Source organism: uncultured Thioclava sp., assembly GCF_913064665.1.
GTDB lineage: Bacteria > Pseudomonadota > Alphaproteobacteria > Rhodobacterales > Rhodobacteraceae > Thioclava > Thioclava arctica.
On record NZ_CAJYBT010000047.1, the window covers coordinates 1 to 24,636 of the forward strand.

The 24,636-nt window shown below is 56.6% G+C and carries 19 protein-coding genes, 5 pseudogenes and 1 other annotated feature; of the genes and pseudogenes, 11 read left to right on the forward strand and 13 right to left on the reverse strand.

The window, feature by feature from the left end; translation table 11 throughout:
• The 7 genes from QZ571_RS15660 to QZ571_RS15690 form a co-directional block, all read right to left on the reverse strand.
• On the reverse strand, window positions 1-268 hold a 268-nt coding region (locus QZ571_RS15660; RefSeq protein ID WP_295536812.1), incomplete at its 3' end, for an ATP-binding cassette domain-containing protein.
• A complete protein-coding gene (locus QZ571_RS15665; protein ID WP_295536813.1) occupies window positions 261-977 on the reverse strand; it encodes an ABC transporter ATP-binding protein in 717 nt (238 codons plus the stop codon). The genes QZ571_RS15665 and QZ571_RS15660, both read right to left, overlap by 8 nt.
• Window positions 977-2,047 (reverse strand): ABC transporter permease, encoded by a 1,071-nt coding sequence (locus tag QZ571_RS15670; protein ID WP_295536814.1) that lies wholly within the window; start codon window positions 2,045-2,047, stop codon window positions 977-979. Before QZ571_RS15670 ends, QZ571_RS15665 begins: the two co-directional genes overlap by 1 nt.
• A gap of 1 nt (window position 2,048) precedes the next feature.
• Complete coding sequence (locus QZ571_RS15675) at window positions 2,049-2,921, reverse strand: branched-chain amino acid ABC transporter permease (protein ID WP_295536815.1); 873 nt, start codon at window positions 2,919-2,921, stop codon at window positions 2,049-2,051.
• A gap of 93 nt (window positions 2,922-3,014) precedes the next feature.
• Complete coding sequence (locus tag QZ571_RS15680) at window positions 3,015-4,253, reverse strand: urea ABC transporter substrate-binding protein (protein WP_295536817.1); 1,239 nt, start codon at window positions 4,251-4,253, stop codon at window positions 3,015-3,017.
• Between the two features lie 40 nt (window positions 4,254-4,293).
• Window positions 4,294-4,941 carry an ANTAR domain-containing protein gene (locus tag QZ571_RS15685; protein WP_295536819.1) on the reverse strand — a complete coding sequence of 216 codons (648 nt, stop codon included), beginning with the start codon at window positions 4,939-4,941 and terminating at the stop codon, window positions 4,294-4,296.
• The gene (locus QZ571_RS15690) at window positions 4,938-6,098 is read right to left on the reverse strand and encodes a transporter substrate-binding domain-containing protein (protein ID WP_295536820.1); all 1,161 of its coding nucleotides are present in this window, start codon (window positions 6,096-6,098) and stop codon (window positions 4,938-4,940) included. Before QZ571_RS15690 ends, QZ571_RS15685 begins: the two co-directional genes overlap by 4 nt.
• A 704-nt stretch (window positions 6,099-6,802) precedes the next feature.
• Between QZ571_RS15690 and QZ571_RS15695 the strand changes: the two are divergent.
• The 5 genes and pseudogenes from QZ571_RS15695 to QZ571_RS15715 form a co-directional block, all read left to right on the forward strand.
• Window positions 6,803-7,021, forward strand: a pseudogene (locus QZ571_RS15695) (transposase); the annotation flags it as partial.
• A 53-nt stretch (window positions 7,022-7,074) separates the two neighbouring features.
• Window positions 7,075-7,446 (forward strand): annotated as a pseudogene (locus tag QZ571_RS15700) (transposase); the annotation flags it as partial.
• Window positions 7,360-7,465, forward strand: a sequence feature (AL1L pseudoknot). Its footprint overlaps the pseudogene before it by 87 nt.
• Window positions 7,430-7,570, forward strand: a complete 141-nt coding sequence (locus tag QZ571_RS15705) for a hypothetical protein (protein ID WP_295536835.1) — start codon at window positions 7,430-7,432, stop codon at window positions 7,568-7,570. It overlaps the preceding feature by 36 nt. The pseudogene QZ571_RS15700 and the gene QZ571_RS15705, both read left to right, overlap by 17 nt.
• A 170-nt stretch (window positions 7,571-7,740) precedes the next feature.
• Window positions 7,741-9,066: a HipA domain-containing protein gene (locus QZ571_RS15710; protein ID WP_295536822.1), complete on the forward strand. Its 1,326-nt coding sequence runs from the start codon at window positions 7,741-7,743 to the stop codon at window positions 9,064-9,066.
• Window positions 9,054-9,347: a helix-turn-helix transcriptional regulator gene (locus QZ571_RS15715; RefSeq protein ID WP_038132059.1), complete on the forward strand. Its 294-nt coding sequence runs from the start codon at window positions 9,054-9,056 to the stop codon at window positions 9,345-9,347. Before QZ571_RS15710 ends, QZ571_RS15715 begins: the two co-directional genes overlap by 13 nt.
• Before the next feature lie 336 nt (window positions 9,348-9,683).
• Here the strand turns inward: QZ571_RS15715 and QZ571_RS18520 are convergent, their stop codons facing one another.
• Window positions 9,684-9,944, reverse strand: coding sequence for a thermonuclease family protein (locus QZ571_RS18520; protein ID WP_366929962.1), 261 nt, complete (start codon window positions 9,942-9,944; stop codon window positions 9,684-9,686).
• On the opposite strand from QZ571_RS18520, the pseudogene QZ571_RS15720 reads away from it, so the two are divergent.
• The 3 genes and pseudogenes from QZ571_RS15720 to QZ571_RS15730 all read left to right on the forward strand — a co-directional run.
• A pseudogene (locus tag QZ571_RS15720) lies at window positions 9,937-10,278 on the forward strand (transposase); the annotation flags it as partial. The gene QZ571_RS18520 and the pseudogene QZ571_RS15720 overlap by 8 nt on opposite strands.
• Before the next feature lie 189 nt (window positions 10,279-10,467).
• Window positions 10,468-15,174: a DUF3320 domain-containing protein gene (locus QZ571_RS15725; protein ID WP_295536826.1), complete on the forward strand. Its 4,707-nt coding sequence runs from the start codon at window positions 10,468-10,470 to the stop codon at window positions 15,172-15,174.
• A gap of 310 nt (window positions 15,175-15,484) precedes the next feature.
• Entirely contained in the window at window positions 15,485-16,186 is a 702-nt protein-coding gene (locus tag QZ571_RS15730) for a hypothetical protein (RefSeq protein WP_295536827.1), read from the forward strand.
• Here QZ571_RS15730 and QZ571_RS15735 read toward each other — a convergent pair.
• Window positions 16,134-17,038 (reverse strand): annotated as a pseudogene (locus QZ571_RS15735) (IS21 family transposase); the annotation flags it as partial. The gene QZ571_RS15730 and the pseudogene QZ571_RS15735 sit on opposite strands and share 53 nt — an antisense overlap.
• A gap of 88 nt (window positions 17,039-17,126) precedes the next feature.
• Between QZ571_RS15735 and QZ571_RS15740 the strand changes: the two are divergent.
• From QZ571_RS15740 to QZ571_RS15745, 3 genes are all read left to right on the forward strand, one after another.
• Window positions 17,127-17,264: a hypothetical protein gene (locus tag QZ571_RS15740; protein ID WP_295536828.1), complete on the forward strand. Its 138-nt coding sequence runs from the start codon at window positions 17,127-17,129 to the stop codon at window positions 17,262-17,264.
• 552 nt (window positions 17,265-17,816) lie between these two features.
• Window positions 17,817-18,197 carry a DUF6634 family protein gene (locus QZ571_RS18525; protein WP_366929963.1) on the forward strand — a complete coding sequence of 127 codons (381 nt, stop codon included), beginning with the start codon at window positions 17,817-17,819 and terminating at the stop codon, window positions 18,195-18,197.
• Window positions 18,198-18,289: 92 nt separating this feature from the next.
• Window positions 18,290-19,054, forward strand: coding sequence for a metallophosphoesterase (locus QZ571_RS15745; RefSeq protein ID WP_295536830.1), 765 nt, complete (start codon window positions 18,290-18,292; stop codon window positions 19,052-19,054).
• A gap of 195 nt (window positions 19,055-19,249) precedes the next feature.
• Here QZ571_RS15745 and QZ571_RS15750 read toward each other — a convergent pair whose 3' ends face one another.
• The 4 genes and pseudogenes from QZ571_RS15750 to QZ571_RS15765 all read right to left on the reverse strand — a co-directional run.
• Window positions 19,250-20,107, reverse strand: a complete 858-nt coding sequence (locus tag QZ571_RS15750) for an OST-HTH/LOTUS domain-containing protein (protein ID WP_295536832.1) — start codon at window positions 20,105-20,107, stop codon at window positions 19,250-19,252.
• A gap of 253 nt (window positions 20,108-20,360) precedes the next feature.
• A complete protein-coding gene (locus tag QZ571_RS15755) occupies window positions 20,361-22,307 on the reverse strand; it encodes a MacB family efflux pump subunit (protein ID WP_295536833.1) in 1,947 nt (648 codons plus the stop codon).
• A gap of 1 nt (window position 22,308) precedes the next feature.
• On the reverse strand, window positions 22,309-23,472 hold the full coding sequence (locus tag QZ571_RS15760) for an efflux RND transporter periplasmic adaptor subunit (protein WP_295536834.1): 1,164 nt from the start codon (window positions 23,470-23,472) through the stop codon (window positions 22,309-22,311).
• Between the two features lie 688 nt (window positions 23,473-24,160).
• Window positions 24,161-24,499: pseudogene (locus tag QZ571_RS15765) on the reverse strand (transposase); the annotation flags it as partial.
• Window positions 24,500-24,636 lie beyond the last annotated feature (137 nt).

Consider the following 24,636-nt stretch of genomic DNA (forward strand, 5'->3'; position numbering starts at 1 on the left):
GACCTTGCGGGACATAGCCGATGCCCTTGCGCGCGCGGTTATGTGAGGACAAAGGGTCAATGGACGTGCCGCGCAGGTTTATCGAGCCGCCATCCGTCGGTAAGAGCCCGATCAGGGTCTTCATCAGGGTCGATTTCCCAACCCCATTGCGTCCGATCACGGCGACAATTTCACCTTCGCGCACTTGAAAATCGACACCTTGAAGGACCGGTTTCCCGCCATAGCCTGCCCGCAGATTGATGACATCTAGTAGGGCTTCTTTACGCATCGACTTCTCCCAGATAGATGGCGGCCACGCGTTCATCGGCCACGATTTCGTTGATCGTGCCTTGCGCAAATATCTTGCCGAAATGGAGGACCGTGACCTGATGCGCGATCTGACGCACGAAGGCCATGTCATGTTCGACCGCCAACAAGGTCATGCCCTCACGATTGAGCGCCTGAAGCATTTCCCCCGTTGCGAAGGTCTCGTCCGGCGTCATGCCCGCGGTGGGTTCGTCCAGCAGCAACAGCTTGGGCTTGAGCGCGACCGCCATCCCGATCTCAAGCCATTGCTTTTGGCCGTGACTGAGATTGCCTGCGAGCTGCATGTGATCGCGAGACAGCTTAAGAAACTCAAGCAGCCGGTCGATCTCCTCTTTAAGAAGGCGTGGTGCCACATGGTGTTGAAGGGCGATGGTAAGGTTCTGCCGAACGCTCAACTCTTTGAAAATGCCAGGCACTTGGAACTTCACGCTAATACCGCGCCGGATACGCTCGAAAGGTTTGTCGCGCGTGATATCCTTACCGTCGTAAAATATCTTGCCGCTATCAGGGAGATGCTCGCCCAAGATCAGTTTAAAGAAGGTGCTTTTGCCAGCGCCGTTAGGGCCGATCAGACAGTGCATTTCACCAGGTTGAAGCGCGAAATCGACATTTCCAGTGACGTAAAGTCCGCCGAAATGTTTGTTAAGCTGATGTGTTTCAAGAAGTGCCATCAGAGCTCTCCTTCGGATTTTGGTTTACCTCTGGAGAACAACGAGATCAGCGCAATCACAACGCCGCGGGGAGCGACCAACACTGTCACCACCAGCAAGACGCCCATCACCACCAACGCGTATTGGCTGCCGTAGATTGTCAAAGACTGAAACACGATCAGGACACCGAGCGAGCCGACCAGCGTCGTCGTCAGATCAGTTCGTCCGCCAACGGCAACCCAGACGATGGGCAACGATGCGGCGGTCATCCCCATCGAGGCGGGCGTGATGTAATTGCCCCATGACGTATAAAGCACGCCAGACAAACCGGCCAATGCAGAGCCGATTACGAAGGTGCCAAGCTGATACTTGCGCACGTCATAACCCAGCATTTCTGCGCGCAGCGGGTTCTCGCGGATCGCGACGATGACATTTCCAAAGCGCGAATTCACAAGAATGCGCAGCCCCAGATAGCATAGCGCGAGCAGACCCAAGGTGACGTAATACAGCGTCACATCGGGATAGAGCACGATGCTGCCGCCCGGCCACGGGATCGTAAGGGACGGCATCGCGCCCATTCCGTTGAAGCCATTCAGACGCGCTTTTCCGATCGCCCAGAACGGCGCTGCCGTTTGCGCCATGAAGCGTTCAAGCACCAAGGTCACCGACAAGGTCACGATGCCAAGAAAGACCCCGCTGATGCGACCAAAGAACAGAAAGTATCCCAAGATCGCGGCAGCCAGAGCACTGATACCGACCGCTAGCAAAAGCGATATCAAAGTCAGCCCATACGCATCGCCCAGATTGATCGTCAAGACGCCGTAGCTGTAACCCGCGATACCAAAAAAGGCAGTCTGACCGAAGCTGAGAGACCCACCATATCCCCAGATCAAGCTGAGTCCCATCGCCATGAAAAGCCAGTTGAAGAAATAGACGTTGTTACCCACGTCATAGCTGTCGGCGAACATCGGGTAGGCACAGGCTGCGAGCAGCACAAGCGCGAAACCCGACCAGAATTTAGGGCCTTTGCCCAAGGTCTGCGGTCCCTCGACAAGCTTCAGGAAGGAAGTAAAACGGAATGCGCTATTCACGTCAGGCCCTTTCTTTCAGGATCTTACCGCTAATGCCGCGCGGCAAAATACGAATGACGATGATGACGGCGAGCAACATGCCGATTTGACCAGCGAGTTGGCCTTGCCAAGAGGTCAGCCCGGCCTTGATAAAGCCCAGCACAACAGCCGCAGGCGCCGTGCCCAGGAAGATATCGGCCCCACCCACGACAACCGTAACGAAAGCTTCGACCATGAAAGAGGCACCCATCGTAGGCACCAGCGTCATGGTGGGCGCATATAATCCGCCCGCAAGCCCCGCGAGGGCCGCGCCCAGCCCGAAGGTCAGGCTGTAGATGAGGTTGGTGTTGACCCCGAGCGCCTCGGCAACATGGGGGACTTGGATGGTTGCGCGCGCAAGAATGCCAAAGCGGGTTTTGGTGAACATGAGCCACAAGGCGACAAGCGTCAGCACCGCCATGGCCATCAGCACCACGCGATAGACCGAGTAAGAATAATCGCCGACGGTAAAGCTGCTAAAGGGTGTGCCGCTTCCAGCCATCGTCGTGCCCAGCACGATCAGGGTGCCTTGGGTGACGATCATGGATATCCCCCATGTCGCAACGATCGTATCGAGCGGGCGTTTATAAAGCGGTCGGATAATCGCGACCTCGACAATCATCCCGGCGACCCCCGCCGCGAGCGAGCCGAGCGCAATCGCAATTGGCAGCGGCACGCCCATGTGGGTTGCACTGGTGGACACATAGGCACCACACAAGATGAACTCACCATGGGCCAGATTGATCACCCCCATCATGCCGAAGATCACCGCAAGACCACACGCGCTTAGGACTAGGAAGGCGAAGGCGTCTCCGAACTGATAGAGAAAGCTGAAAAGAGAGTAGAGGAACTCCATGGAGCATCCCTTTCTTGGCGGAAGTCGACCGGCGAAGACCGGAAAGGAGGAACGGATGCGTGGCGCATAAACCCCGCATCCGTCAGGGACGCGTTACAGCTTGGGAGGCAAGCTGGAGGGCGTGTATTGCGCGCTGGGATCATTCTTGGTCAGATCGCAGCCCACGTCACCCAGCCAGTAAGGCTTGATGTCATCCCATTTCTTCGGGAAGTCGATCGAGTGATCGGCATTCACATGCGCGAGATAGATCGTGTGCGAGGTATGCTGGCTTTTGGGGTCAATACACATCTTGCCTTCGGGGGCGTCGTAGCAAAGTTGCCCATCGGCCAGCGTGGCACGCACGTCGTCGATCTTGGTCGAGCCCTTAGCTTTCTCGACCATCTCTTTATACAAATAGACGGCAGCGTAAGAGTTCTCGGCTTCCTGGTTGATGTAAGGCTCGTCGGGGAACATCGCGTGGAAGCGCTTGACGAAATCCTTGCTTTGCGGCGTATCCACCTCTTCGATGTAGTTCACGGTCGCATACATGTCCTTCAGGCTCGGGGGCGTGAAACGCTTGTGCTCATAGCCCTGTCCGACGTTGACCGAGGATGCCATTGGCAGATCCACATTGGCCGCGCCGGCCTGTTCGTAATAAGACGATTGCGCCGTTCCCACGAGTAGCGTGACTACGAAATCGGGCTTGGCCTTCTGGATGTTCTGGATTGTTTGCGAGAATTGCGACACGCCCAGCGGAATGAATTCCTCACCCGCCATCGTGCCACCGTTCTCTTTGACGATGTTGCGCACCCATTCAGCCGAGATCTGACCGAAGTTATAATCGGCCGCGATCGTGTAAACGTTCTTGCCGTATTTCTCCATCATGTAGGGAAGCAGCGTCGAGAATTGCTGCTCGGGCACGGCACCGGTCACGATCATATTGGCGTCGCAAACTCCCCCCTCATACTGGTTGTTGTAAAACGCCAAGCCGTTGAACTGATTGACGATCGGGCGGTAAGCTTCTCGCGAGGCCGAGGAGAAGCCTGCGAAAACAACATCCACTTTGTCGCGCTGAAGCACCCGGCGCATGAATTCCTGATAGCGCGTATTGTCGGACTGGGTGTCATACACCACCAACTCGATTGGGCGCCCGGCGATGCCGCCTGCGTCATTGATCTCTTTCGTTGCAAGTTGGATACCATGCACCTTGCCGATCGTTGCAAGCGCGAAATCCCCAGACTGGTCTTCAAGCACACCAATCTTGATGGGCGTGGTGTCTTGCGCCAAAATGGGCCCGGCAAAAGACAATAGGGTAGCGAGCACCGAAGCGGTGCTGATCAGTTTCCTGGTCATTTTAAACTCCTTGTTGCGATGGTATTGGGGGTCTGAGACGCTACCGCGCTTGACCCCTCTTGTTGGTTTCTCTGCTGTTTGGATCGTCGTCAGACTGTGCATGCATCAGATCAAAACAATGATCCTCGATGCTCACGCGCTCCCGCATGCTGTCTTTTCGAAGAATGCTATACGCAGCGTCCTCACTCAGTCCACGCTGGCGCATAAGTGCCGTCACGGCTCGAATAACATGGATGCGTTTGCGGCGGCGATCACTGAGATCATGCAAGTCTCTGTGCAAGGCATCCATGCGGTTAAACTCGTTAACTGCGAGATACAGGGCCGAATAAACTGAGCCACTATGTATTGGTTTCGACAGGAAGGCCTGCACACCAAGCTGCAAGAGCGCTTTAAGCCGACTCGGTGCCTCAATGCCCACCAGACCGATTGTTGGACACGGCGTCTCCGCGCCATAGCTTTCAGGCCAAGCGGCGGGAAGGGTCATGTCGCCATCGAATAAAACGATATGATGCTCGCGATGTAACCCGTCGGGCAGCTCAAGGCTTTGTCGCATTTGCAACGGGCGAATATCAGCCTCAAGCCCGAGACGGCGCATTGTTTGCTCTAGCAGATCAAGTGAGCGCCCTTCGGATGAAAAGACTATGGCCTTCCGGCCCCTAAAGTTTTGAGTGATGCGGGCCGTTTTCATGAAACTATCCTCACATTGGCTCGACGCGACGCTACTTCATACTCGCTCGCCGAAGAGACTAGATAAGGATCAGGCGCTACCGGTTCCGGCGCTTCAACAAGAACGTCAAACTCAAAATCGGAACGCGAGAGGCCAATCCGGGGAGTTAATGCCGCATGGAAACTATGGGGATCGATCATGACTCGGCCTTGTGGCGCATCGAAAGCCTGTCCTGCTACGGCCTTCAGCACTTCACTGACTTTTGTTGTGCCCGTCTGAGCCACCGTCTTTGCCAGAATATGAACGGCAATATATGCGGCTTCTGCTTCGGCTGAGACAACCGGTCCGTCACGGAACAACTTGCTGTAAGCCGCAACAAATTGCGCGTTCCGCGGAGATTTTAGTGAAGAAAAGTAGACACTCGAACTAATCTGGCCATCAGCACTCTCTGGACCGATCGCGCGCAATTCGGGTTCCGACAAGTTGCAACTAGCAATCGGAAAGCGCTTCGCTTGATCGATACCGCGGGCCTCGCAAGCTTTTCGAAACGCCCGGAAGAAAGCATATGAAGACTCGCCGATCATCGCATTAAAGACAAAGTCTGGCTCCGTCTCGAAAATTTCAGAAATTATATCTTCAAGGTCAGTTTCGCCCACAGCCAGATAACGTTCAGCTAAGATTTCTCCGTGCCGCTTTTGCAGGCCTTCACGCATCACCCGGTTGCTTTCCCACCCCCAGATGTAGTTCGAACCGACGCAATAGGCACGCCGCCCGAAACGAGAACATAAAAAGTCTATAAGTGGTGACATGTGATGATTGGGAGCTGCGCCCGTATAGATCACATTGGTCGAGCTTTCGAAGCCTTCATAGTGGGTCGGATACCATAGTAGTGCATCGTGTTTCTCGAAGAGCGGGATTACTTCTTTGCGGCTTGAAGACGTGTAGCATCCGCAAACATGATGGATCCCGCGATCAAACAGTGACTGAACGGCTGGAGCGTAATTTTGCAATATGCCTTTAGGATCAATGTGAATCGGATGAAACGTGACACCGGATTCGGGATCTGCATTGATCTCGGCGCAAGCCAAGCGTGCGCCATTCAACAGCGTATGAGCTACCTTGCCATATGGGCCGGTATTTGAGAACAAAAGTCCTAGCGGGAGTTCGATACGCTTCATTGCCAAGTTCCAACGACCAAAGCCCCAAAAGCAGAGACTGCTTTGGGGCAAAATTGCCGACATATCTGAGGTTAGGTTCCGCCTCTGCGAGCGCATTTGCTCGGCGATACAATCACGCTAAGATTAGCATCGCAAAGCTGTCAACAGCAATTTGACTGCCCCTACAGCTTAACTGGAAAATTTTCGAGCCGCCTAATTTTATAGCGAATTTTCCCTCGACTGCCCCCCTTTGGGGCACAGCGGAAAGATCTCACGAAAATTAAGTGTAGGCTACACCCCGTTTGGCCAGCACTTGTTTTCAACATCGTCAGGAACTTCGCCCCAAGCCCCGTTAAAGTCAGTTGGCGCCCACAACGTTTCTACAGCAATCCTTTAGGTGCAAGTGATGCCTGTCATCGCGATGATGAGTGCGGGAACGCACAATCTTCATTGCACGCACAGCGCATCGAGACCGACTGTGCTAATCTCTGACATGTTTATCATCATTTATAGATCGTTGCAGAACCATTGGACTATGGTCCGTCGCAGGGCTGCGCCTGCTCAGTGGGGGATGGGCCCGAGCTCGGTGATGCAGGTTGGGCGTCTCGCGGGGCCTGGATTCACAAAGCTTGTGCTGGCCGATGTGCTCTGCCCCCTGAAAATTGGACCGTTTGAAACTGGAGTTTTCCGCTAAGCTTTCCTGGCTGGGAGAGGAGCGGAAACGCATGAAAGCATCGAAGTTCACGGAAGCGCGGAAGGCGTTCATTCTGAAGCAAGGCGAGGAAGGCACGTCCATTGCCGAGATCTGTCGCAAGGCCGGGATCGGGCAGTCGACCTATTTCGCCTGGAAGAAGAAATACGGTGGGTTGTTGCCCGATGAGATGCGTCGGCTGAAGCCGCTTGAGGACGAGAATGCACGGCTGAAGCGGATCGTGGCAGATCTGATGAATCGCCCCGGGTCTGTCGGAGACCATCAACTTAAGTAAGGATGATGGTTATGACAAAAAGCAAAATGGCAAATCGCTACTCACCTGAGGTCCGCGCGCGCGGTCCGGATGGTCTTTTAGCATCAAGGCTCATACGAAACGCAGGCGGGCGCGATTGCGGCCATTGCACCCAAGATCGGCTGTATTCCCCAGACCTTGAGCGGATGGGTCAAACAGGCCGAGAAGGACAGTGGCATGCGCGACGGCGTGACGACCGAGGAGCGGGATCGGATCAAAACGCTCGAACGCGAGAACAGGGAATTGCGCCAGGCCAACGAGATACTGCGTAAGGCGTCAGCTTATTTTGCGCAGGCGGAACTCGACCGCCCACTGAAGCGATGATCGCCTTCATTGAGGATCAACGCGTTGTTTACGGTGTCGACCGCTGAAGCGTCGCCACCGAGTGCGGTTGAATTGCGCCTGAATGGTGGGCGCAGCTTGCGTTTTGACAGCACGGTGGACCCGTCCGCGCTGACAGCCCTGATCCGCGCGGTGGAAGCCGCATGATTGGGCCTGGCACTGGCGTTCGCGTCTATCTGGCCTGTGGTGTCACGGATACCTGCGGAAATTTGAGTGGAGCACCTGGAGAAACTGAAAGGTGATGCTATTAAATGTATCCTTGAAGAGATACTCTTGCTCCTCTATATGGAAAAAGAGTATCGTTATAGGGGCACTTAATGGACTTCACTATTCAGACACATGTCGACGGTGAGTGGCGTGATGCAGCTGATGTCAAATTCGTAGAGCCCGATCGCGGGATCGCAGGTGCGACGAACACGAGCTATGACACGGACTATTGGGCGGAGATGGCCTCCGTCGATGCCCTCAAAGGGAATGTTATCGATCGCCGTGCGTTGTCGCTGCGTTACCCGGTGGATCTCTCTTATCATCAATCTGACCGCTGGCCAGCCTGGCTCCTCGACCTCATGCCTCAGGGGGCGGCTCGCGCACGCATTGCGCGAGAAGAAGGGCTGCGACCTGACGATCCAGCTGTCGAGCTTCAGCTGTTACGCCGTGCGGGGGGAGCCCCCATTGGAAATCTGCGCATCCGGGAAGCTTGGGAAGCTGAACAGGAGCGCATCGCAGGTCTCGAGTGCCCCCCTCTGATGGATGAGGACATCTTCAACCGCACTGAACGGTTCCTGGATGTTGTCGATCGGTTTGCACATCTTGCCTCCGGCTCCAGCGGTGTGCAGGGTGAATGGCCCAAAGCCCTGATGACTCGTTCCACGCGAGATGGTTTCTGGTATCCGGATCCTTTTGTCAGAACTGAAGATGGGCTCGAGCATGTCATCATCAAGCTCCTGAAATCTTCGAGCGACAATGATCGGCTGATCCTTGAAGCAGAGGCACCCTATCTGGAGTTGGCCAGATCCTTTGGTCTGAATTGTGCAGCGGCTTTGCGCTACGAACCTGGTGTGCTGATCATGCCGCGGTTTGATCGGGAGGTCGCTGATGGAAAGGTCTTGCTCCATGGGCAGGAAAGCCTGACTTCGGCTCTTGGCGTCTCTGACTTCGGCATATCCAGAGCGCATGAGGACTACCTTGAAATCATAGATCTCTACAGCGATGACCCCGCAGCGGACAGGCTAGAGTATCTTATGAGAGATGTCCTCAATATGGCCGCCGGGAATCCGGACAATCATGGGCGCAATACGGCCATGCAGCGCCCGGCACACGGCGGGGTTCGCTTGGCTCCGCTGTTCGATTTTGCGCCCATGCGCCTTTCGGATGCAGGTATCGCACGTCAGAGCCGGTGGCGTTGCCTCGAGGGGCGAGATCTCGGTGCGGACTGGGCTGCGGTGTGCGATGCTGTGGCTTGTGAAGGTTTGAGTGTCGACGAAGTGCGCCAGGCATTGATTGGTATGTTGCCTGCGCTGCGCGACTTGCCAGGTGCCGCTGCTGAACTGGGCGTGCCGGACAAAGTTATTGAGCAGGCCATCAGGCCCGATCAGATGATCGCTGCGATTGAAGCCTTGGAGGATGTCCAATGCCGGCCGTGAAGCCTCTTACAAAAATTGAAAAGCGCACACGTCGCGAGGAGATCTTTCGGAAAGCGGCCTCAGGCGAACTCGATTTCCCGAATGCGGTTCGTGATTTGCGCCAATCTCTGGGTATGACACAAGCCGTGTTCGCTGAACGATTTGGTCTGACCCGGGTTCAGGTGATCGCCCTGGAGGGGGGTAAAGCAAATCCGACCTTGGAAACGCTCGAGAAGATAGGTCGTCCCTTTGGGCTCCAGGTGGGGTTTGTGCCGATTCAGAGTTCTAATACAAATATTTAGATGTTTCGGGGTGCGTTGCAAAACGCATCGTGGTCCTGAACTCTAAAGAGCCTTATTCCGTCCGATCCAAATCTTCCTCTGGAAAATGTGAAGGGCGGGAAGCTCGCGCCTCCCGCCCTTCTTCAAGCTGCTTGCAAGAAAATCTTCCCTCGTGAAGCCTAATTTCGCTTCATGTCCCATTTATCAGAATGCGTCGCAGCCCTGAGCGTCCGCTTTCTTCAAGTTGACCAATTTAGTTTACAGGCGCAGCGAAGGTTCGGAACCTGTCCGTCCTGCTCGTCAGTCTGAGTTACGGTAACATCAAATGTGGACCGCCCCCGCATCGTCAGCGTCATATTAGCATCGGCGCCAATCCCAAGGCATCATGAAATCGCTCGCCCAGATACCGGCTCGTTGTTTCCTAGCCGCGTCTTCCTGGGGCACGTAGTCCCGCCCATAACGCCGATACGCGACGGCCCAGCCATTGCGAACAAGCCAAGCGTTCAGGTCTTCCCCGTTTTGGCGCCAGATCGCGACGAAGCGCTTATACCGGTCAATATCGGTGACTTCACATGAGCCCGGCGCGCGTCCAATCTTGTCGGCGAGCGCAGCCCCCATCGCTGAAGCGGGATTGAAGCAGATCGCTGCACTCTAACAGATCGAAAAGAGTGTCCGGGGCCTGACCGCCGAGGAACGACTGGTCGCACCGCAAGACCGGTCAGCACCATTGATCGCCACGTTTGAGGCGTGGCTCACGGCCAACAGAGCGCGCCTCTCAGCCAAGGCCCCTCTGGGCGAAGCGCTTAAATACATCGCAAAATACTGGGATGGACTGTGTTTGTTTCTGACAGACGGCCGCATCGAGATGGACAATAATACCGTTGAGCGCACAATCCGGCCTATCGCTTTGAACCGCAAAAATGCCCTCTTCGCTGGTCATGATGCCGGTGCTAGTCAGCGCGATGCTCACTGCGTCCTTACGAAATTCGTCCGTCCGTTTAAGTCCCACAGTCAGTCTCCTTTGTTGCAATAAATGCTATCAAAGGAGCAGCATCAAACCGCGACAGGTCCACATCTGGTGCTGGCTGTTTAACTGTGCTGTTATTGCATTGCTGCGTATTTGACGAAAGGTTTGTTTTCCATGCTTAATTCTGTTGATCGTTTGACAACGAAAGTTCTGAATGACGCGCGGCGTAAGCTGTTGGAGACAGGCACCCGCAACAGATTGATCCATGTAAATAGGGCGAACCAACGGTCGAATACGCTGAACATCATCAATGAACGCTCGGATGACATCTTTGATTTGTTACGCGATCGGGCCAAACGCATGCGGTTCAAGCCGATGGGCAAGGATCGCAAATCCGGCGAGGATCAGGAAGACGGCCAGTTTAGCCTTTTGTCTGATGAGAGCGAGGCGCCCGAGAGTGCAAACCTCGAGAGGTTCACCGACCAGTTTCTTGAAACGCCACTTGGCCCTGAGGCGCAGGCGCGTCGGCTTTTGCGGCTTTTCAGCGATGCCCGCACAGCCGAGGAAGAGCAGGGGCTAAACATCCTTTATCTCGCTCTCGGGTTTCTGAAATGGCGCGAAAGCAGTAGTTCTGATGTTTGGCGTGAGGCGCCGTTGGTGCTGCTCCCGGTTGAGCTGGTGCGCAATGAACGCACCTCAACCTTTGACATCCGTGCGCGGGAAGACGACATCACGACCAACCTGTCGTTGCAAGAACGTTTGCGGCAGGATTTCGGCATCATTTTGCCCGAAATTGACGAGGGCGAGGCGTGGCAGCCTTCGGCCTATTTTGATCACGTGATAGATGCGGTTTCAGGGCAGTCGGAGTGGACGATTGATGCGGACGGGATGCAGCTTGGATTTTTCTCTTTCGCGAAATTGCTGATGCACCGCGACCTTGATCCTTCTGCGTGGCCAGACGGCGGGCTGACGGAAAGCCCGCTTTTAGGTGGACTGTTGGCCGAAGGGTTTGATGGGGGCACATCGATTTTCGGACCCGATGAAAAGCTTGATGTGCTGCTTGACCCGGCGGATATTATTCAGGTTGTTGACGCCGATGCTTCGCAGACCAAGGTGATCGAAGAAGTGCGGCACGGGTCCAATCTTGTCGTGCAGGGACCACCGGGCACGGGGAAATCGCAGACTATCACCAACCTGATCGCGGCAGCGGCTTATGATGGCAAGTCTGTGCTTTTCGTCGCGGAAAAGATGGCGGCATTGTCGGTTGTGCATCACCGTCTTGTGCGGTCGGGCCTGCGCGATATTTGTTTGGAATTGCACTCTCGCAGCGCGAACAAGAAGGCGTTGGCGCAAGAGCTTGGCCGGACATTGATGGTCAGCGCGGCGGCGGTTCCGGAAGTGTCCGATGCGACGGGCCTGCGCCAGAACCGCGACGCGCTAAATAGGATTTCTGATCTGCTACACATGCCGGTGGGTGAATCAGGTGACACGCCTTTCCGTGCAATGTCCGAGATCATCGGCCTGATTGGGCGGGGCGCACAACCGCCATCCATTCCGCTTGAGGGTCTTGAGAGTCTCGGGCCGCAGCAACGAAAGGCAGCCCTTCAGGCCATCGAGCGCTTTGTCGAAGCGCTGAAGGCTATTGGCGCACCAGAGGTGCATCCTTACCGTGGTGTAGGCGAGGATACCCTTCAGCCAACAGACCTGTCCCGCTTGGTTGGTGAGTTGGAGGCGGCCACTGCCGCGATAACAGCTGTTTCCATTGACGCCGCACGTCTGTCATTACCATTGCGTCAGACTGCGGCAAGGTCGCTTGCCGATGTCACCGCATTGGTGGCCAGCTTGGAGGTTTTGGCGGCAGCGCCTGAACAGGTGCAAACTTTCGTCACGCAAAACCTATTTGATCGGGTGGGCCAACCTCGCTTGATTGAGGCCTTGAGTGCTGGCATTGATTGGGTTGAGGCGCGCCGTGAGGCCGAGGACCGGTTCACGGCAACGGCGTGGTCTGCTGAAATCGGATCGTTGCGATCCACCATCTTGGCCGGGCAATCCTCATTCTTTGCGCGGCTCTTTGGGCCATATCGCAAAGCGTCAGGTGTGTTAGCTGGTCTGTTGTCAGGCCCTTTGCCAAAGCTTGCAGCAGACCGATTGGGCTTGGTTGACGAATTGCTCAACGTGCAAACCCACAGGCAGCGTCTTGCCGATGAGGAAGCTTGGCTCCAAGCTGCGGTGGGCGAAAATTGGCGTGGCGAACGCACTGATTTTAATAGATTAATCTCTATTTCAACGTGGCTCTCAAGCGCGAAGGCTGCTAGTTTTGCAGCCACAGACGACATTCTGACCGCATTGTCGGAATTTGATGCCCCTGCGCAAGTAGCCCAAGCAATGGCTGCATTGGTGCGCGATGCGCAACAAAAAGCTGAAAAGCCAATTGCCCGGTTGAAGCTTGATCTTGAACAATCCGACCTTGCGCCCGATCTGATGGACGCAGATCTTACGGATCTTGCCGCTACCTTTAAACAGATGGGGGTGGATAGCGGGCGCTATGCGGACTGGGCTGCACTGGCCCGTGCAACAGCGCAGACGGTCGAAAGCGGAGCTGGCGGGGTGATCGATGCTGTTGCCGATGGTCGCGCCGAACCGGCTGCTGCACTGGACGAATTCATCTATGCCTGTGCCGAGGCACGCTGGAATGCAGCGCGCATCGCAAAGCCAGAATTAGAGCGGCTGGCTGGCTTGGACCGCCATGACCTTGTTCGGATGTTTCAGGAAAAAGAGCGCGCGCGTTTGAATGATGCCCAAGCCTTAATTCTTGCGCGCCATTTTTCACAGATCCCTAGGGGCAGCATGGGCGAGATGGGGGTGATCCGCGGAGAAATTGGTCGTAAAAGCAGGCATAAGCCTATTCGATGGGTGATGAAAAATGCGGGATCAATGGTGCAACGCATCAAGCCTGTCATGTTGATGAGCCCAATTTCGGTGGCGCAGTTTTTGCCGCCGGGCACGGTGATGTTTGATTTGTTGGTGATTGACGAAGCATCGCAAATTCGGCCCGAGGATGCACTGGGCGTGATAGCCCGCGCGCGCCAGATTGTGGTGGTCGGGGATCAAAAGCAACTGCCGCCTACGTCGTTCTTTGACCGACTTGTCGACGATTCTGACGATGAGGAGGGCGACGACGAAATATCTGCGGGGGCTTCCGCGGCGGATATGGAAAGTATTCTGTCCCTCTGCGAGGCACGTGGATTGCGGTCGCGCATGCTAGAGTGGCACTACCGTTCGCGCGATCCGTCGCTGATCCGGGTATCGAATGCTGAATTCTACGATGATAATCTTGTGCTGCCACCGTCACCGTTGCAGCTTGACCCAAATTACGGTTTGAAATTCCGCCGCGTGCCGGGCGTCTATGCGCGCGGAAAAACCACAAGCGCGCGGGCTGGAACCAATAAAATTGAGGCGCAGTATGTCGTCAAAGCCGTTGCTGAACATGCCCGCAATAGCCCTGATCTGTCGCTCGGCATCGTCGCTTTTTCTAAGGCGCAGTCCGATACGTTGACTGAGGCTTTGGAATATGAGCGCCGCCGCGACCTTACTCTTGATGCGTTTCTGCGTGAAGGGCGTGCTGAAGATGTTTTTGTTAAGAATATCGAAAACGTGCAAGGCGATGAGCGCGACGTGATCTTGATCTCGGTCGGCTATGGCCCGCAGGAACCGAATGGGCGTTTGGCGTCAATGTCGTTCGGGCCTGTGAACGGTGAAGGCGGAGAGCGACGCCTGAATGTGTTGTTTTCGCGCGCCAGAATCCGCTGTGAAGTTTTTGCCTCGTTCGATCCCGGCGATATAGATCCAAGCCGGTCATCGAGGGACGGCCCGCGTGTCCTGAAACGCTTTCTTGATTATGCAAAGACCGGTATCATTGAAGAACAAGTCGCAACTGGCCTTGATGCAGATAGCCAGTTTGAAGAGGATGTGATCCGCGTTATTCAAGGCCTTGGCTATGAGGCAGACCCGCAGGTTGGCACGGCAGGTTTTCGTATCGACATTGGGGTGCGTCACCCTGACCGACCAGGTCAGTATATCGCGGCTATCGAATGTGATGGGGCGGCTTATCATTCGGCACTTTGGGCGCGCGAACGTGACCGTCTACGCCAAGATGTTCTGGAGAACCTTGGGTGGCGTTTCCACCGAATTTGGAGCACGGATTGGTTTCACCGTCGCGAACATGAGGTCCGCCGACTCGCAGAAGCCCTTTTGACTGCAAAAGAGTTGGCCTCAGATGGAATCTCTGTTCGCGGCGCGAATAACGGAGGGATGCTCCAAGTGGCTGAGGCTGCACCAGATGCGACAACGCCGATCGAGATTGGACATCTGGAACTTACGGCCCCTGCCTATCAGCGTGCGGAATTGTCCGTCCGAAGCGCTGTTGAGCCACACGAAGCGCCTCAGGGGCAGATCGGTGATCTGATCGTCCAGATTGTCGAGATCGAAGGCCCGATACATATGGGCGAGATCGCGCGAAGGATTGCAGCAGCATTTGGCAAGGCTAGAACGGGTGCCCGGATCGTTGAAACGACCCAGCGGGCCTTAAGGGCGGTGCAAAACCGCAGGGACAATAGTCTGAAAATAGTGGGCAAGTTCGTCCTGACCGAAGGGCAAGCCATCGCTCCGCCAGTTCGTGACCGTAGGGCCGAAACGGGTGCGATCTTGAAAGCCGAATGCTTGCCTCCAATGGAAATCTCTGCAGCAGTGACCCGCATACGCAATGAAAGTGGCATCATGACGCCCGAAGAAATGACCAAAGCTGTGGCAAGATTGTTGGGGTTCCAGCGGGTCGGGCCGGACTTGTCCGAGACTATTCTGGCGGTTGTCATGTCAGATTGAGGGGGGCCGTGAGTGTTGAAGTGTGAAATAGGCGCACTCGGCCCGGAGCGGACATTCGCACCGGCGTCAGATGCTGCCTTGCAGCGACACCGAACCGGCCATTGCCGCATCATGCATCGTATTTGAGGATAGATGTCGGCAGCTTGGGCACTTGCAACATTTTCCGATTGCAGAGGTTTGATGCGATACCGATCAGCCTGGCTATCAAGAACCATTTTTCTAGGATACGGCAGCCGAAATATCCGCCCGCAACAAATGCGTCCGGACCTCCACGCCGAGTCCATCAGATCGCACAGATTCAGAGGTTTACATGCAAGATCGCTACGCTGGTGATGTCGGGGACTTCGTAAAGCTCGGGCTTCTACGTGCTGTTTCTCCTGGCCGGAAGCTGGGTGTCGCCTGGTATCGATTTCCCGATGAAGCGTATAATGATGATGGTCGGCACATTGGCTATCTCAACCGGCAGGAGGAATACGAGGCTCTTGATCCGGAACTGTTCCACCACCTCAAGGATATCGTAAGTCGTGAGCGTTCGATCGCGTCGCTTCTACCAGTTTTGAAAGATGCTGCCTCTTCTGATGAAAGCCTCGACATGACCGGCATCACAGTAAAAGCGCGCAGAGCTTGGCGACGGGAATGGTTCTCCAACGTGATTGACCAACTTTCAACATGCGACCTTGTGTTCGCGGACCCTGATAACGGCATCATCGATGATCAGGACAAACGAAAAGGAGCGGCAAAGTTCGGAAAACAGATGCCCTTGCAGGAAGCCCAAGCCCTCGCCTGTGGAAGATGTGCAGTGATCTATCACCACAATACCCGCCGACCGGGCGGGCACGATGCCGAGGTCGATTTTTGGCTTGAAGAGTTTGGTCTACCTGGGTTCGCCGTGCGTGCAGCACGATATAGTCCAAGGACATTCTTCGTTCTGAACCCTGATGAAGAAATTCGGAAAAGGGCTAAGGATTTCTGTGCGCGGTGGGCCGGGATGCGAGTATGGCTACATGAATGAAATGTGGGAAACAGCTTGCTTCTCCCGATAGCAGGGACATGTAACTTGCCGCCGACGTGGTCCCAACCTCCGCGCGCGGCAGGTATGGGTAGACATCAAGGTCCAGCTTCGGTCGCCGTTTATCGACCTGACAGAGGACGAGATGTTTGACTGCATCGAACCCAACCGCACCCAATTGCAGCGCCTTCGTCACGGCGGCATGCAGATCGTCGTTGTCGAAGGTCTCGAGCAGGCGCAGAACCTGAACATACTCGCGGCGCCCGGCCTTTATCATCCGCGCCTCCATCAGGCGGCGCAGGGTCGCGAATGCCGGCGGCAGGTCCCATTCCGCCAGGGGGCTGCCTGGTCGAGGGCGTTGATCTTACGCTCGATCAGCGGAAGATAATGCACCGGGTCGAAGACCATGTCCTCACGCTCGAAACAGCGGGGATGGCGTGCGATCACTTCGCCACCGCAGCCGATGACCACCTCCCCGACATAACCGCGGATCCAGACGTCGCGGTGGCCATAGGCGACCGGCACCGAGTAATCGTTGGTCTTGTAGCGCACCAGCGCTTGCGAACTGACCCGTCCGGTAGCCTGATCGCAGGCGTCGAACTGCGCCGTAGGAACTTCGGACATCGCCGACAAATCTCGCGCAAGGCGTTGTCCGATCGTCTCGGACTGGCCGCGCAGGATATCCGCCTGGCGCTTGCGGCACTGGCCTTCCAAATCGGCATTGAACGCGTCCCAAGAGGTGAACCGCGGGATCGGGACCATGAAGTTGCGGCGGGAGTAGTCGACCAGACCTTCCGCATTGCCCTTGTCGTTGCCTTTGCCGGGACGGCCGTAGCGATCACGGAACAGGTAATGTGCCCTCCAGATTATTCGCCGTCATGATCCAGATGACCCGCGACATGTCGACAGGAATGCGCAGATACCCAACGCTGAGGTGGCCGCTGTGTATCCCAAGGCGATGCCGGTGATCCTGACCAAGCCCGACGAATGGCAAGTTTGGCTAAGTGCTCCAATCGAGGCTGCGCAAGGGCTGCAAAGGCCTATGCCCGATGGCGATCTGGTCTGTATTGAGGATCAGTAGCACATGGACTGTGTGCGTGTCCGAAATAGCGATGCCGTAGATCGGGAAAATGTAGGCTTTGCAAAATCAGGTCCCCCAGACGTGGAGAGTAGGTGCAACCGGGCCTGACTTGCGCTGGCTCCGATCATTCTGATGTGACGTGGCAGTCCCGGAAGGTCGCTTGTTCAACTGGCGCACGAGGCAAGGCCGCAAGGACCTCTTAGAAGAATTGTGCGAAAAAACGGCTTTGAGAGCCGTCGTGTGGCCTTCTGAGCCAACAAACTCAGGGGACTCGCCTGCCAATCGCATCTTGCGAAAAATAAACTATTTATTTTCAATATCTTATGTGTTCCCAAGGCGCGCAAACAAGAGTAACATCCACCCAACAGTCCCTCCACCCAAGGATGACACTGCCGCCATGACTACCTCGAGGCCCACCCTCGCCATGCAACCCTACCTCGAACGGATTGAGCAGTTGCGCTCTCTCAGGGACCGAGGCTCGGATTCCGAGAAATTGAAACGGCATATCCGGGAAGATCCTGCCCTGAACCCCTCTATCAGACCTATCTTTTCGTGATCACGCTGAAGGATATAGGCTTGGCTGAAACGCGCCGCGTCTTCGAAATCGTTAACTTTGAGGATTGGATCGTTAGCCTCAGCACATCCAACCCTTCGATTGAGGATCTTGCTGATGCCCCCCTTCTTCAAAGGTGGTGCCCGATCAAGGAAAGTGGTGTTCCCTTGCTTGTCGGACAAGTCTCCGGCCACCCGCATCTGCGCGAGGGCGCGCGCGTCCGGACGTCGCCTCTCATGAACTTGCAGCCTGCTAAGGGTTGGGCCCGGAGTTGCAATCCGTTCTACAATCTCGGTGAACGTGATGACGGGTTCTTGGCGGAACTACGCAAAGACGGACGCCTCGCACCGAGTGCGCATCGTCTCGATCCCTTCCTTTGAGGCGAGCTCAGAACCGCGCCGTGGTGAAGGGGATTAACAGCCTATCGCGCATAAGCCCCGTCAGCCCTGTCCTTGAAATCATGGAACCGATCATGACCAACATACGAATCTTGGCCGACCTGCATCTCGACCTCTGGCATCAGGCGGACCTCAACCCGCTCGACCAGATCGATTTCGACGGTGTCGAGTTGCTGATCATTGCGGGCGATCTGACCAACAAACCCCGGGTGCGCTGGAAGCAGGCGTTTACGCTAATCGGCGAGCGCATCCCGCTGGAGCGCGTCCATGTATTTCCTGGCAATCACGACTATTACGACTTTCGTCTGGATGGCGATGACCGGCTTGCCGAGATCGCCCACACAGCCGGCGCCAAGTTTGCGCAGAAATCTGTGATCATTCATGGCACCACGCGCTATCTGTGCTGCACGCTTTGGACAGACATGCGCGCGGGGGCTGGAACGTTGGAAGAGAATGCTGCCGAGGCTGCGCGGATCATGAACGATTACCGCTATATCCGGGTTGCGCACGCGGGCTTTCGCAAAGCGCGCCCGCTCGACACGGTTGCGCTGCATCGTGACCATGTCGCATGGCTGGAATCGCGATTGTCAGAACCGTTTGCAGGTGAGACCATCGTCGTGACCCATCACGCGCCCCATCCTTTCGCACTGTCGCCAAGCGGCCCGGTGCCGCAAGCCTATGCCTCGGACCTGAGCGATCTGATCAACCGCTTCCAGCCTGATCGATGGCTCTTCGGGCACACCCACTTGGCAGCAGGGTTTCAGATCGGAACAACTGAGCTGCGCAATGTCTCGGTGGGGTATCCGGCGAAGGCGACAACCAAGCACGGGAAGCCATGAAAATTGCTGATGATTGTCCTAATACTCGCGAGCCGCCCGACGCACACATTCTCTCCTCGTTCTCCGCCTGCAGAATCATTGCAATCGGCCCAGAGCCGACATTCGCTTAGCTGAATTTTCTGCGGTGCGGCTACTCAAAAACTGCCGTTGGGTGAGGCATGTCGACCATTCGAGGCGAATGTTTCAACGCAATGTCTATTGACTCGTTTGTGGCCGGTAGAAAGCAGAGCGTTTTCCGTCAATCACAAAATACCGAAGGTCCAGGTTCGGCGCCTTGTGCACAACCTGCCGCCAACTCTGGCACCCATACTTAGAAGGCAGTTGCTCGGGATGCCGTGCCGTGATCCATTTCTCAGCCTCTGCCAGCAGTGCCCATCCATCGTCAGCCAATACATCGAATGCTTCTCGCAAGGCGATGACGATACCCGAAGCAATCCAGTTTACGGTCTCGTCGGAAGAAATCCCATTGATGAGAAAGTCTTTAAATACCTGCGTCTGCATGGCCTCCGCCGCTGCCAGTCGCAGCTTTTGCATATCTTCAGCCCATTCTTGAAGCTGTGCGAGGTGCTGGTCGATGCGGCTGTAGGCCGCGACCAAGGCATCTTGCGCATCGTGGCATCCATCTGCGGTCCAGAGGTCGTGATGATCGATAAAGTGATGAACCAGATTGTTCCTCAGATCGACCATGTCTCTCAATTCACACTCGAGCCGCGCGAAGCCCGTGTCCGGAAGGCGAACCGTCATTTGCATGGTGAACCAGTCAGGGGCTTCGGGGAAGTTGTTCGTCGTGCCTTCTGGCGGACCGATCTCATCGGCCACGACATAGGATCCGAGGAGATCGCCAACTAAGGAGCCGAGCGTCTTGCGGGCCGTGCCGTCAATTCGTGCGGCGCGAACTCGTTCCAAGTCATGAATCGGTCCTGAGAGGCTATGATGCGCCACCAAGGCCTTGATTAGTCGTTCATACTGTTGCAGCCGCAATATACATCGCCCCAACAATCGTTGAACTTCTTGCTGTAGGTGGGGCACGTCTTCGTCATCCAACGGCGTCAAGGCATGATCCTGGTTCGTTTTTTTTATTGAGCGCAACTATATCGCGATGTTGCGGAATGTCTTACCGATCCCAAAAGGCGTTTAGAAGGCTCCGCCCCATACGGCCCAGAGCTCCCTTTCGACCTCGGATTTGTTTCATAACGCAATTTCCCTGAACCGGTCATTGGGCCTTGGGAGAGGCAGACGAAAATGGAGCACCCTCTTCACAATTGTTGCAAGTATCGTTTGATACGCGCCCCGTGGCCCACTTTCCTTACTCGCGACTCAGCGCCACCACTGGATCGAGCCTGGCCGCGGCTCGTGCTGGCAGGAAGCCGAAAGTGATCCCGATCAGGGTCGAGGACAGGAAGGCGACGACGATTGCCGTAACCGAGAAGCTCAGCTGCACATCGCTTGAGAAATAGCCCACCAGCTGCCCGCCAATCAGCGCGCCAGCGATGCCTAAAACGCCCCCCGTAAGGCAAACCAGCACCGCCTCGATCAGGAACTGCGCCACGATATCGGAACGCCGCGCCCCAATCGCGATGCGCACGCCAATCTCTTTCGTGCGCTCGGTCACGGAAACCAGCATGATATTCATCACGCCGATCCCGCCCACGATCAGCGAAATCACCGCGATCATCGCCACCAAAAGCGTCAGCGTCTGCGTGGTCGAGGTGATCGTGTCGCGGATCGTGTCGGTATTGATCAAGAAGAAATCCTTGGTGCCGTGGCGCGTGGTCAGTAGCTCTTGAATCTCTTTCTGGGCAAGCGTGGTGTCGTAATCGTCACTGACCCGCACCGAGATGCTATCCAGAAAATCCTGCCCCGAAATTCGCGCCATCACTGTCGTATAGGGCACCCAGACATTGAGCGATTCCGGCCCAAAGCTGGCACCGCTTGAGCGCACCACCCCGATCACTCGCACCGGTATACCACCCAGCAGCAACACCTTGCCCACCGGGTCAAAATCGGCGTCAAAGAACGTGTCACTTGTATCCTCGTCGATCACCGCGACTTGCGTGCGACCTGTAATATCTTCAGGCCCAAAGGTGGAGCCAGTCACGGTGACGTAGTTATGGACCTGAAAATAATCCCCGCTCACCCCGTTGATCGAGGCATCCGAAGAGGTGTTGCGATAGACAACTGTGCGTTTGGTTGCGACCGAGGGCGAGGCGCTGTCTGCATAAGGCTGTAGCGCCAGCGCATCGGCATCCGAGGGCATCAGTGTCTGCACGCGATTGGCATCACGCGCGCCAAAGCCAGAGCCCGAGCGCACCGTAATCGTGCTGGTCCCAAGCGATGAGATATTGTCGAGAACCTTTTGTTGCGTGCCAGTCCCCAGCGCCACCACCAGCACCACCGAGGCAATGCCGATGATGATCCCGAGCATCGTCAGCACCGAGCGCACCCGATGCGCCAGCAGCGCCTTGAACGACATGTCAAAGGCCTCGCGCAACCGCAACAAAGCCGCGCCTTTGCCCGGTTTCAGGGGCGGGCGCTCTAGCCGGTTGGCATTCGCGCGATCCGCGGGGGCGGTGCGGGTGTCCGAGATGATCCGCCCGTCGCTGATCTCAATTGTGCGATGCGCATGCTGGGCGACCTCGGGGTCATGGGTGACCATGACGATGGTGTGGCCCTTGCGGTTGAGATCCAGTAGTAGATCGATCAGCTCTTTCGAGCTTGTCGTATCAAGCGCCCCGGTCAGCTCATCCGCCAAGATCACCCCGCCACCATTCATTAGCGCACGCGCCACCGCGACCCGCTGCTGTTGACCGCCCGACAACTCGCCGGGGCGGTGATCCAGCCGCTCGGCCAAGCCGAGTTGACCGAGCAATTCGGATGCACGCTTATGCCGCGCCGCGCGGCTTTCGCCAGCATAGATCGCGGGCACTTCAACATTTCCCACCGCGTTGAGATCGGGTAAAAGCTGATAGCGCTGGAAGATAAAGCCGAAATGCTCGCGCCGAAGCTGGGCAAGCTGGTCGGGGTCAAGCTGGCTCACATCTTGACCGGCAAAGGCGTAGCTGCCCGCGCTTGCCCGGTCGAGACAGCCCAGAATGTTCATCAAAGTCGATTTGCCCGAACCCGACGCACCGATGATCGCCACCATCTCGCCCGGCCAGATGTCGACGTCGACGTCGCGCAGGACGGTGATGGTCTCATCCCCGGCTTGGAAGCTGCGCGAGACACCGCGCGCTGAAATCAGAGGATCCCCCATTTTACAGCCTCATCGGAGGCATGCGGGTGTCGTCTTGTGACGACTTGGCAGCGGTGACACTGGTGCCCGTGACCACCCGATCGCCTTCGCTCAGCCCCGATTTGATTTCAGCCCTGACCTTGTTGTTTAGCCCGAGCTCAACCGCCTGTATCGTCGAGGTGCCGCTGGCCGGATCATACAGCTTCACCGTGTAGCCCTGTGGCCCCTTGGTCAACGCCGAGGAGGGCACGGTCAGCACATTCTCGGCCTTGTCGAGAATGATCGACACTTCGGCCGTCATCCCGATACGCAGCAGGTGATCTGGATTATCCACATCCAGCAAGCCATTGTAATAAATTGCTTCGTCGGTCGAGATCGTATCGCTGCTTTCGATTTCCGAAGGCGCAGGTTCGACCGCGCGCACGGTGGCAGTGAATTCGTGATCGGGCTCGCCGAGGATAGTAAAAACGACCGTCTGGCCGGGCTGCACATGCACCACGTCAGCCTCAGAGATTTCCGCCTTCACCACCATCTGGTCCAGAACGGCCAGTTTGACGATGGTCGGTGCGCTTTGCGAGGCGTTCACCGTCTGGCCTTCGTCATTGACGATGGCCACGACGGTGCCCGAGATCGGCGCGGTGATCTTGGTTCTCTCAAGCGCGATCTGCGCCGTCGAGACGGTCACCTCAACGCTCGCTTTCTGCGCGGCCAGCGCGTCGAGTTCTGCTTTGTAAACATCGACATCGGCTTGGGCCGCTTCAAGATCCTCTTTTGAGACGTAATCCGACGTAATCAGCTTGGATTGCCGCTCCAGAACAAGCTCGGCCTTGATCAAGCTGGCCTTCTTGGCGGCGATCTGGGCCACGATATTGGCGAGGTTCGCCTTGGCTGTCAGAACGTCATTCTGCTGGTCCTGACTGTCGATCAGCGCGATCATGTCGCCCTTCTTGACCGTATCGCCAAGCGCGACCGCCAGCGTTTCGATCTGCCCCGAGACCCGGGCCCCGACGCTGACCAACTGCTTGGCCTCCATCGTGCCCGAAGCCAGCACCGTCTCTTCGACGGAGCCGCGGGTGACAGCGGCCGTGACCGGGGCGGCCACGTTTTCGCTGCGCGCGAAATAGAACCAGCCCCCAACCGCCGCCGCCACGAGGACCAGCGGTATCAGAATGCGTGTCTTTTTCATATTTTTAGCGCCTTTTAGACGAAAATCTTATAGCCGAGCTGATTATACGGCGGAATGCGTCACTCCTGTCGCTATGACGTAGGGTCACTCACGTCTCCAAATGGGCGCGCCGGGTGTAGATGCGCAGGCCGTGCCTACCCGCAGTTACGTGTTTCCGATGCGCTGCGCTTGATGAGGCGGCAACACCGCCCATTTGAGCTTTCTCAAGCGCTCTGATACCGCAGGTAAGATGCGTCCGGAAAATTGTGCAGTGCCTAGGACGCGTCGGTTTTCTCGGTTATTAGGCATAGCTTTAGCGAACGCTCCCACGCACGAATCCGGATATTCGTGTTCTGCGCTGCGAAAGCTCGCTACCCTGAAGGTTTTTCGATGCGGGCCGTGGCGCATCGGTGGCCATGCTGCGGTGGCAGCCCGCGATGACAAAACTCAGAAGGAGGAAGCCGCGGGGGTCTTGGATCAGGCTATGGGGAAAGTGCGCGAACGCTTGGGGTATCCATCGGATCTGGTTGCGGCTGATAGCGTGGCTGGTGACCGATCCACCCCCTGATTGCTTCAACAACACGGAAGGACTGGAGACAAATGCAGCCGAGCGGTCTGACCGGTGACGGCAGACACAATCCGGTCTGGCCGGGTCTACAGGGAGCAGCCGGTGTCATTCTGTAAAAGAGGATGGCTGGCAGGAGATTTCTCATGCGGCCTGCTCCCTGGGTGGGGCGCGCGACATAGGTTTCTGCCCGCGCCAGAAGATTTCGATGATGCGCATGGGGCCACCACAGCAGGGGCATGGCTCGCGCAGGGTGAGCGGGGCGGCCTCGGCCGCGGCACTTGGCGCAACGATGTCTTCTGGACGTTGTAGGCAGAGCAAGGCGCGGATCTTCGTGAGGTTGGCCTTGCGGGTCGAGCTGGCCAGCGGGCCGTAGTGCCGGATGCGGTGGAAGCCGTCCGGGAGGATGTGGATGAGAAAGCGGCGGATAAACTCGGGGATGGCCAGCCGCATCACCTTCTGGCGATCCCCGCGCTGTATGCGGTTAACCGCGCAGATCGACCCGGATTTCAGCCAACCGATGGATCTCAGCCATGGCGGTCGCCTTGGCAACTTGATCGGCACGAACGGGCGTTTCAACCACCGGCTTGCCGTCAAGCGCCACGAACGGTTGCGCTTGC

Bases quoted from the DNA above. Each gene is read 5' to 3' on its own strand.
- QZ571_RS15690 (WP_295536820.1), bottom strand. From the start codon at position 6,098: ATGAAGCGTATCGAACTCCCGCTAGGACTTTTGTTCTCAAATACCGGC.
- QZ571_RS15665 (WP_295536813.1), bottom strand. From the start codon at position 977: ATGGCACTTCTTGAAACACATCAGCTTAACAAACATTTCGGCGGACTT.
- QZ571_RS15755 (WP_295536833.1), bottom strand. From the start codon at position 22,307: ATGGGGGATCCTCTGATTTCAGCGCGCGGTGTCTCGCGCAGCTTCCAA.
- QZ571_RS15730 (WP_295536827.1), top strand. From the start codon at position 15,485: ATGCAAGATCGCTACGCTGGTGATGTCGGGGACTTCGTAAAGCTCGGG.
- QZ571_RS15710 (WP_295536822.1), top strand. From the start codon at position 7,741: ATGGACTTCACTATTCAGACACATGTCGACGGTGAGTGGCGTGATGCA.
- QZ571_RS15760 (WP_295536834.1), bottom strand. From the start codon at position 23,472: ATGAAAAAGACACGCATTCTGATACCGCTGGTCCTCGTGGCGGCGGCG.
- QZ571_RS15725 (WP_295536826.1), top strand. From the start codon at position 10,468: ATGCTTAATTCTGTTGATCGTTTGACAACGAAAGTTCTGAATGACGCG.
- QZ571_RS15675 (WP_295536815.1), bottom strand. From the start codon at position 2,921: ATGGAGTTCCTCTACTCTCTTTTCAGCTTTCTCTATCAGTTCGGAGAC.
- QZ571_RS15715 (WP_038132059.1), top strand. From the start codon at position 9,054: ATGCCGGCCGTGAAGCCTCTTACAAAAATTGAAAAGCGCACACGTCGC.
- QZ571_RS15745 (WP_295536830.1), top strand. From the start codon at position 18,290: ATGACCAACATACGAATCTTGGCCGACCTGCATCTCGACCTCTGGCAT.
- QZ571_RS15685 (WP_295536819.1), bottom strand. From the start codon at position 4,941: ATGAAAACGGCCCGCATCACTCAAAACTTTAGGGGCCGGAAGGCCATA.
- QZ571_RS18520 (WP_366929962.1), bottom strand. From the start codon at position 9,944: ATGGGGGCTGCGCTCGCCGACAAGATTGGACGCGCGCCGGGCTCATGT.
- QZ571_RS15680 (WP_295536817.1), bottom strand. From the start codon at position 4,253: ATGACCAGGAAACTGATCAGCACCGCTTCGGTGCTCGCTACCCTATTG.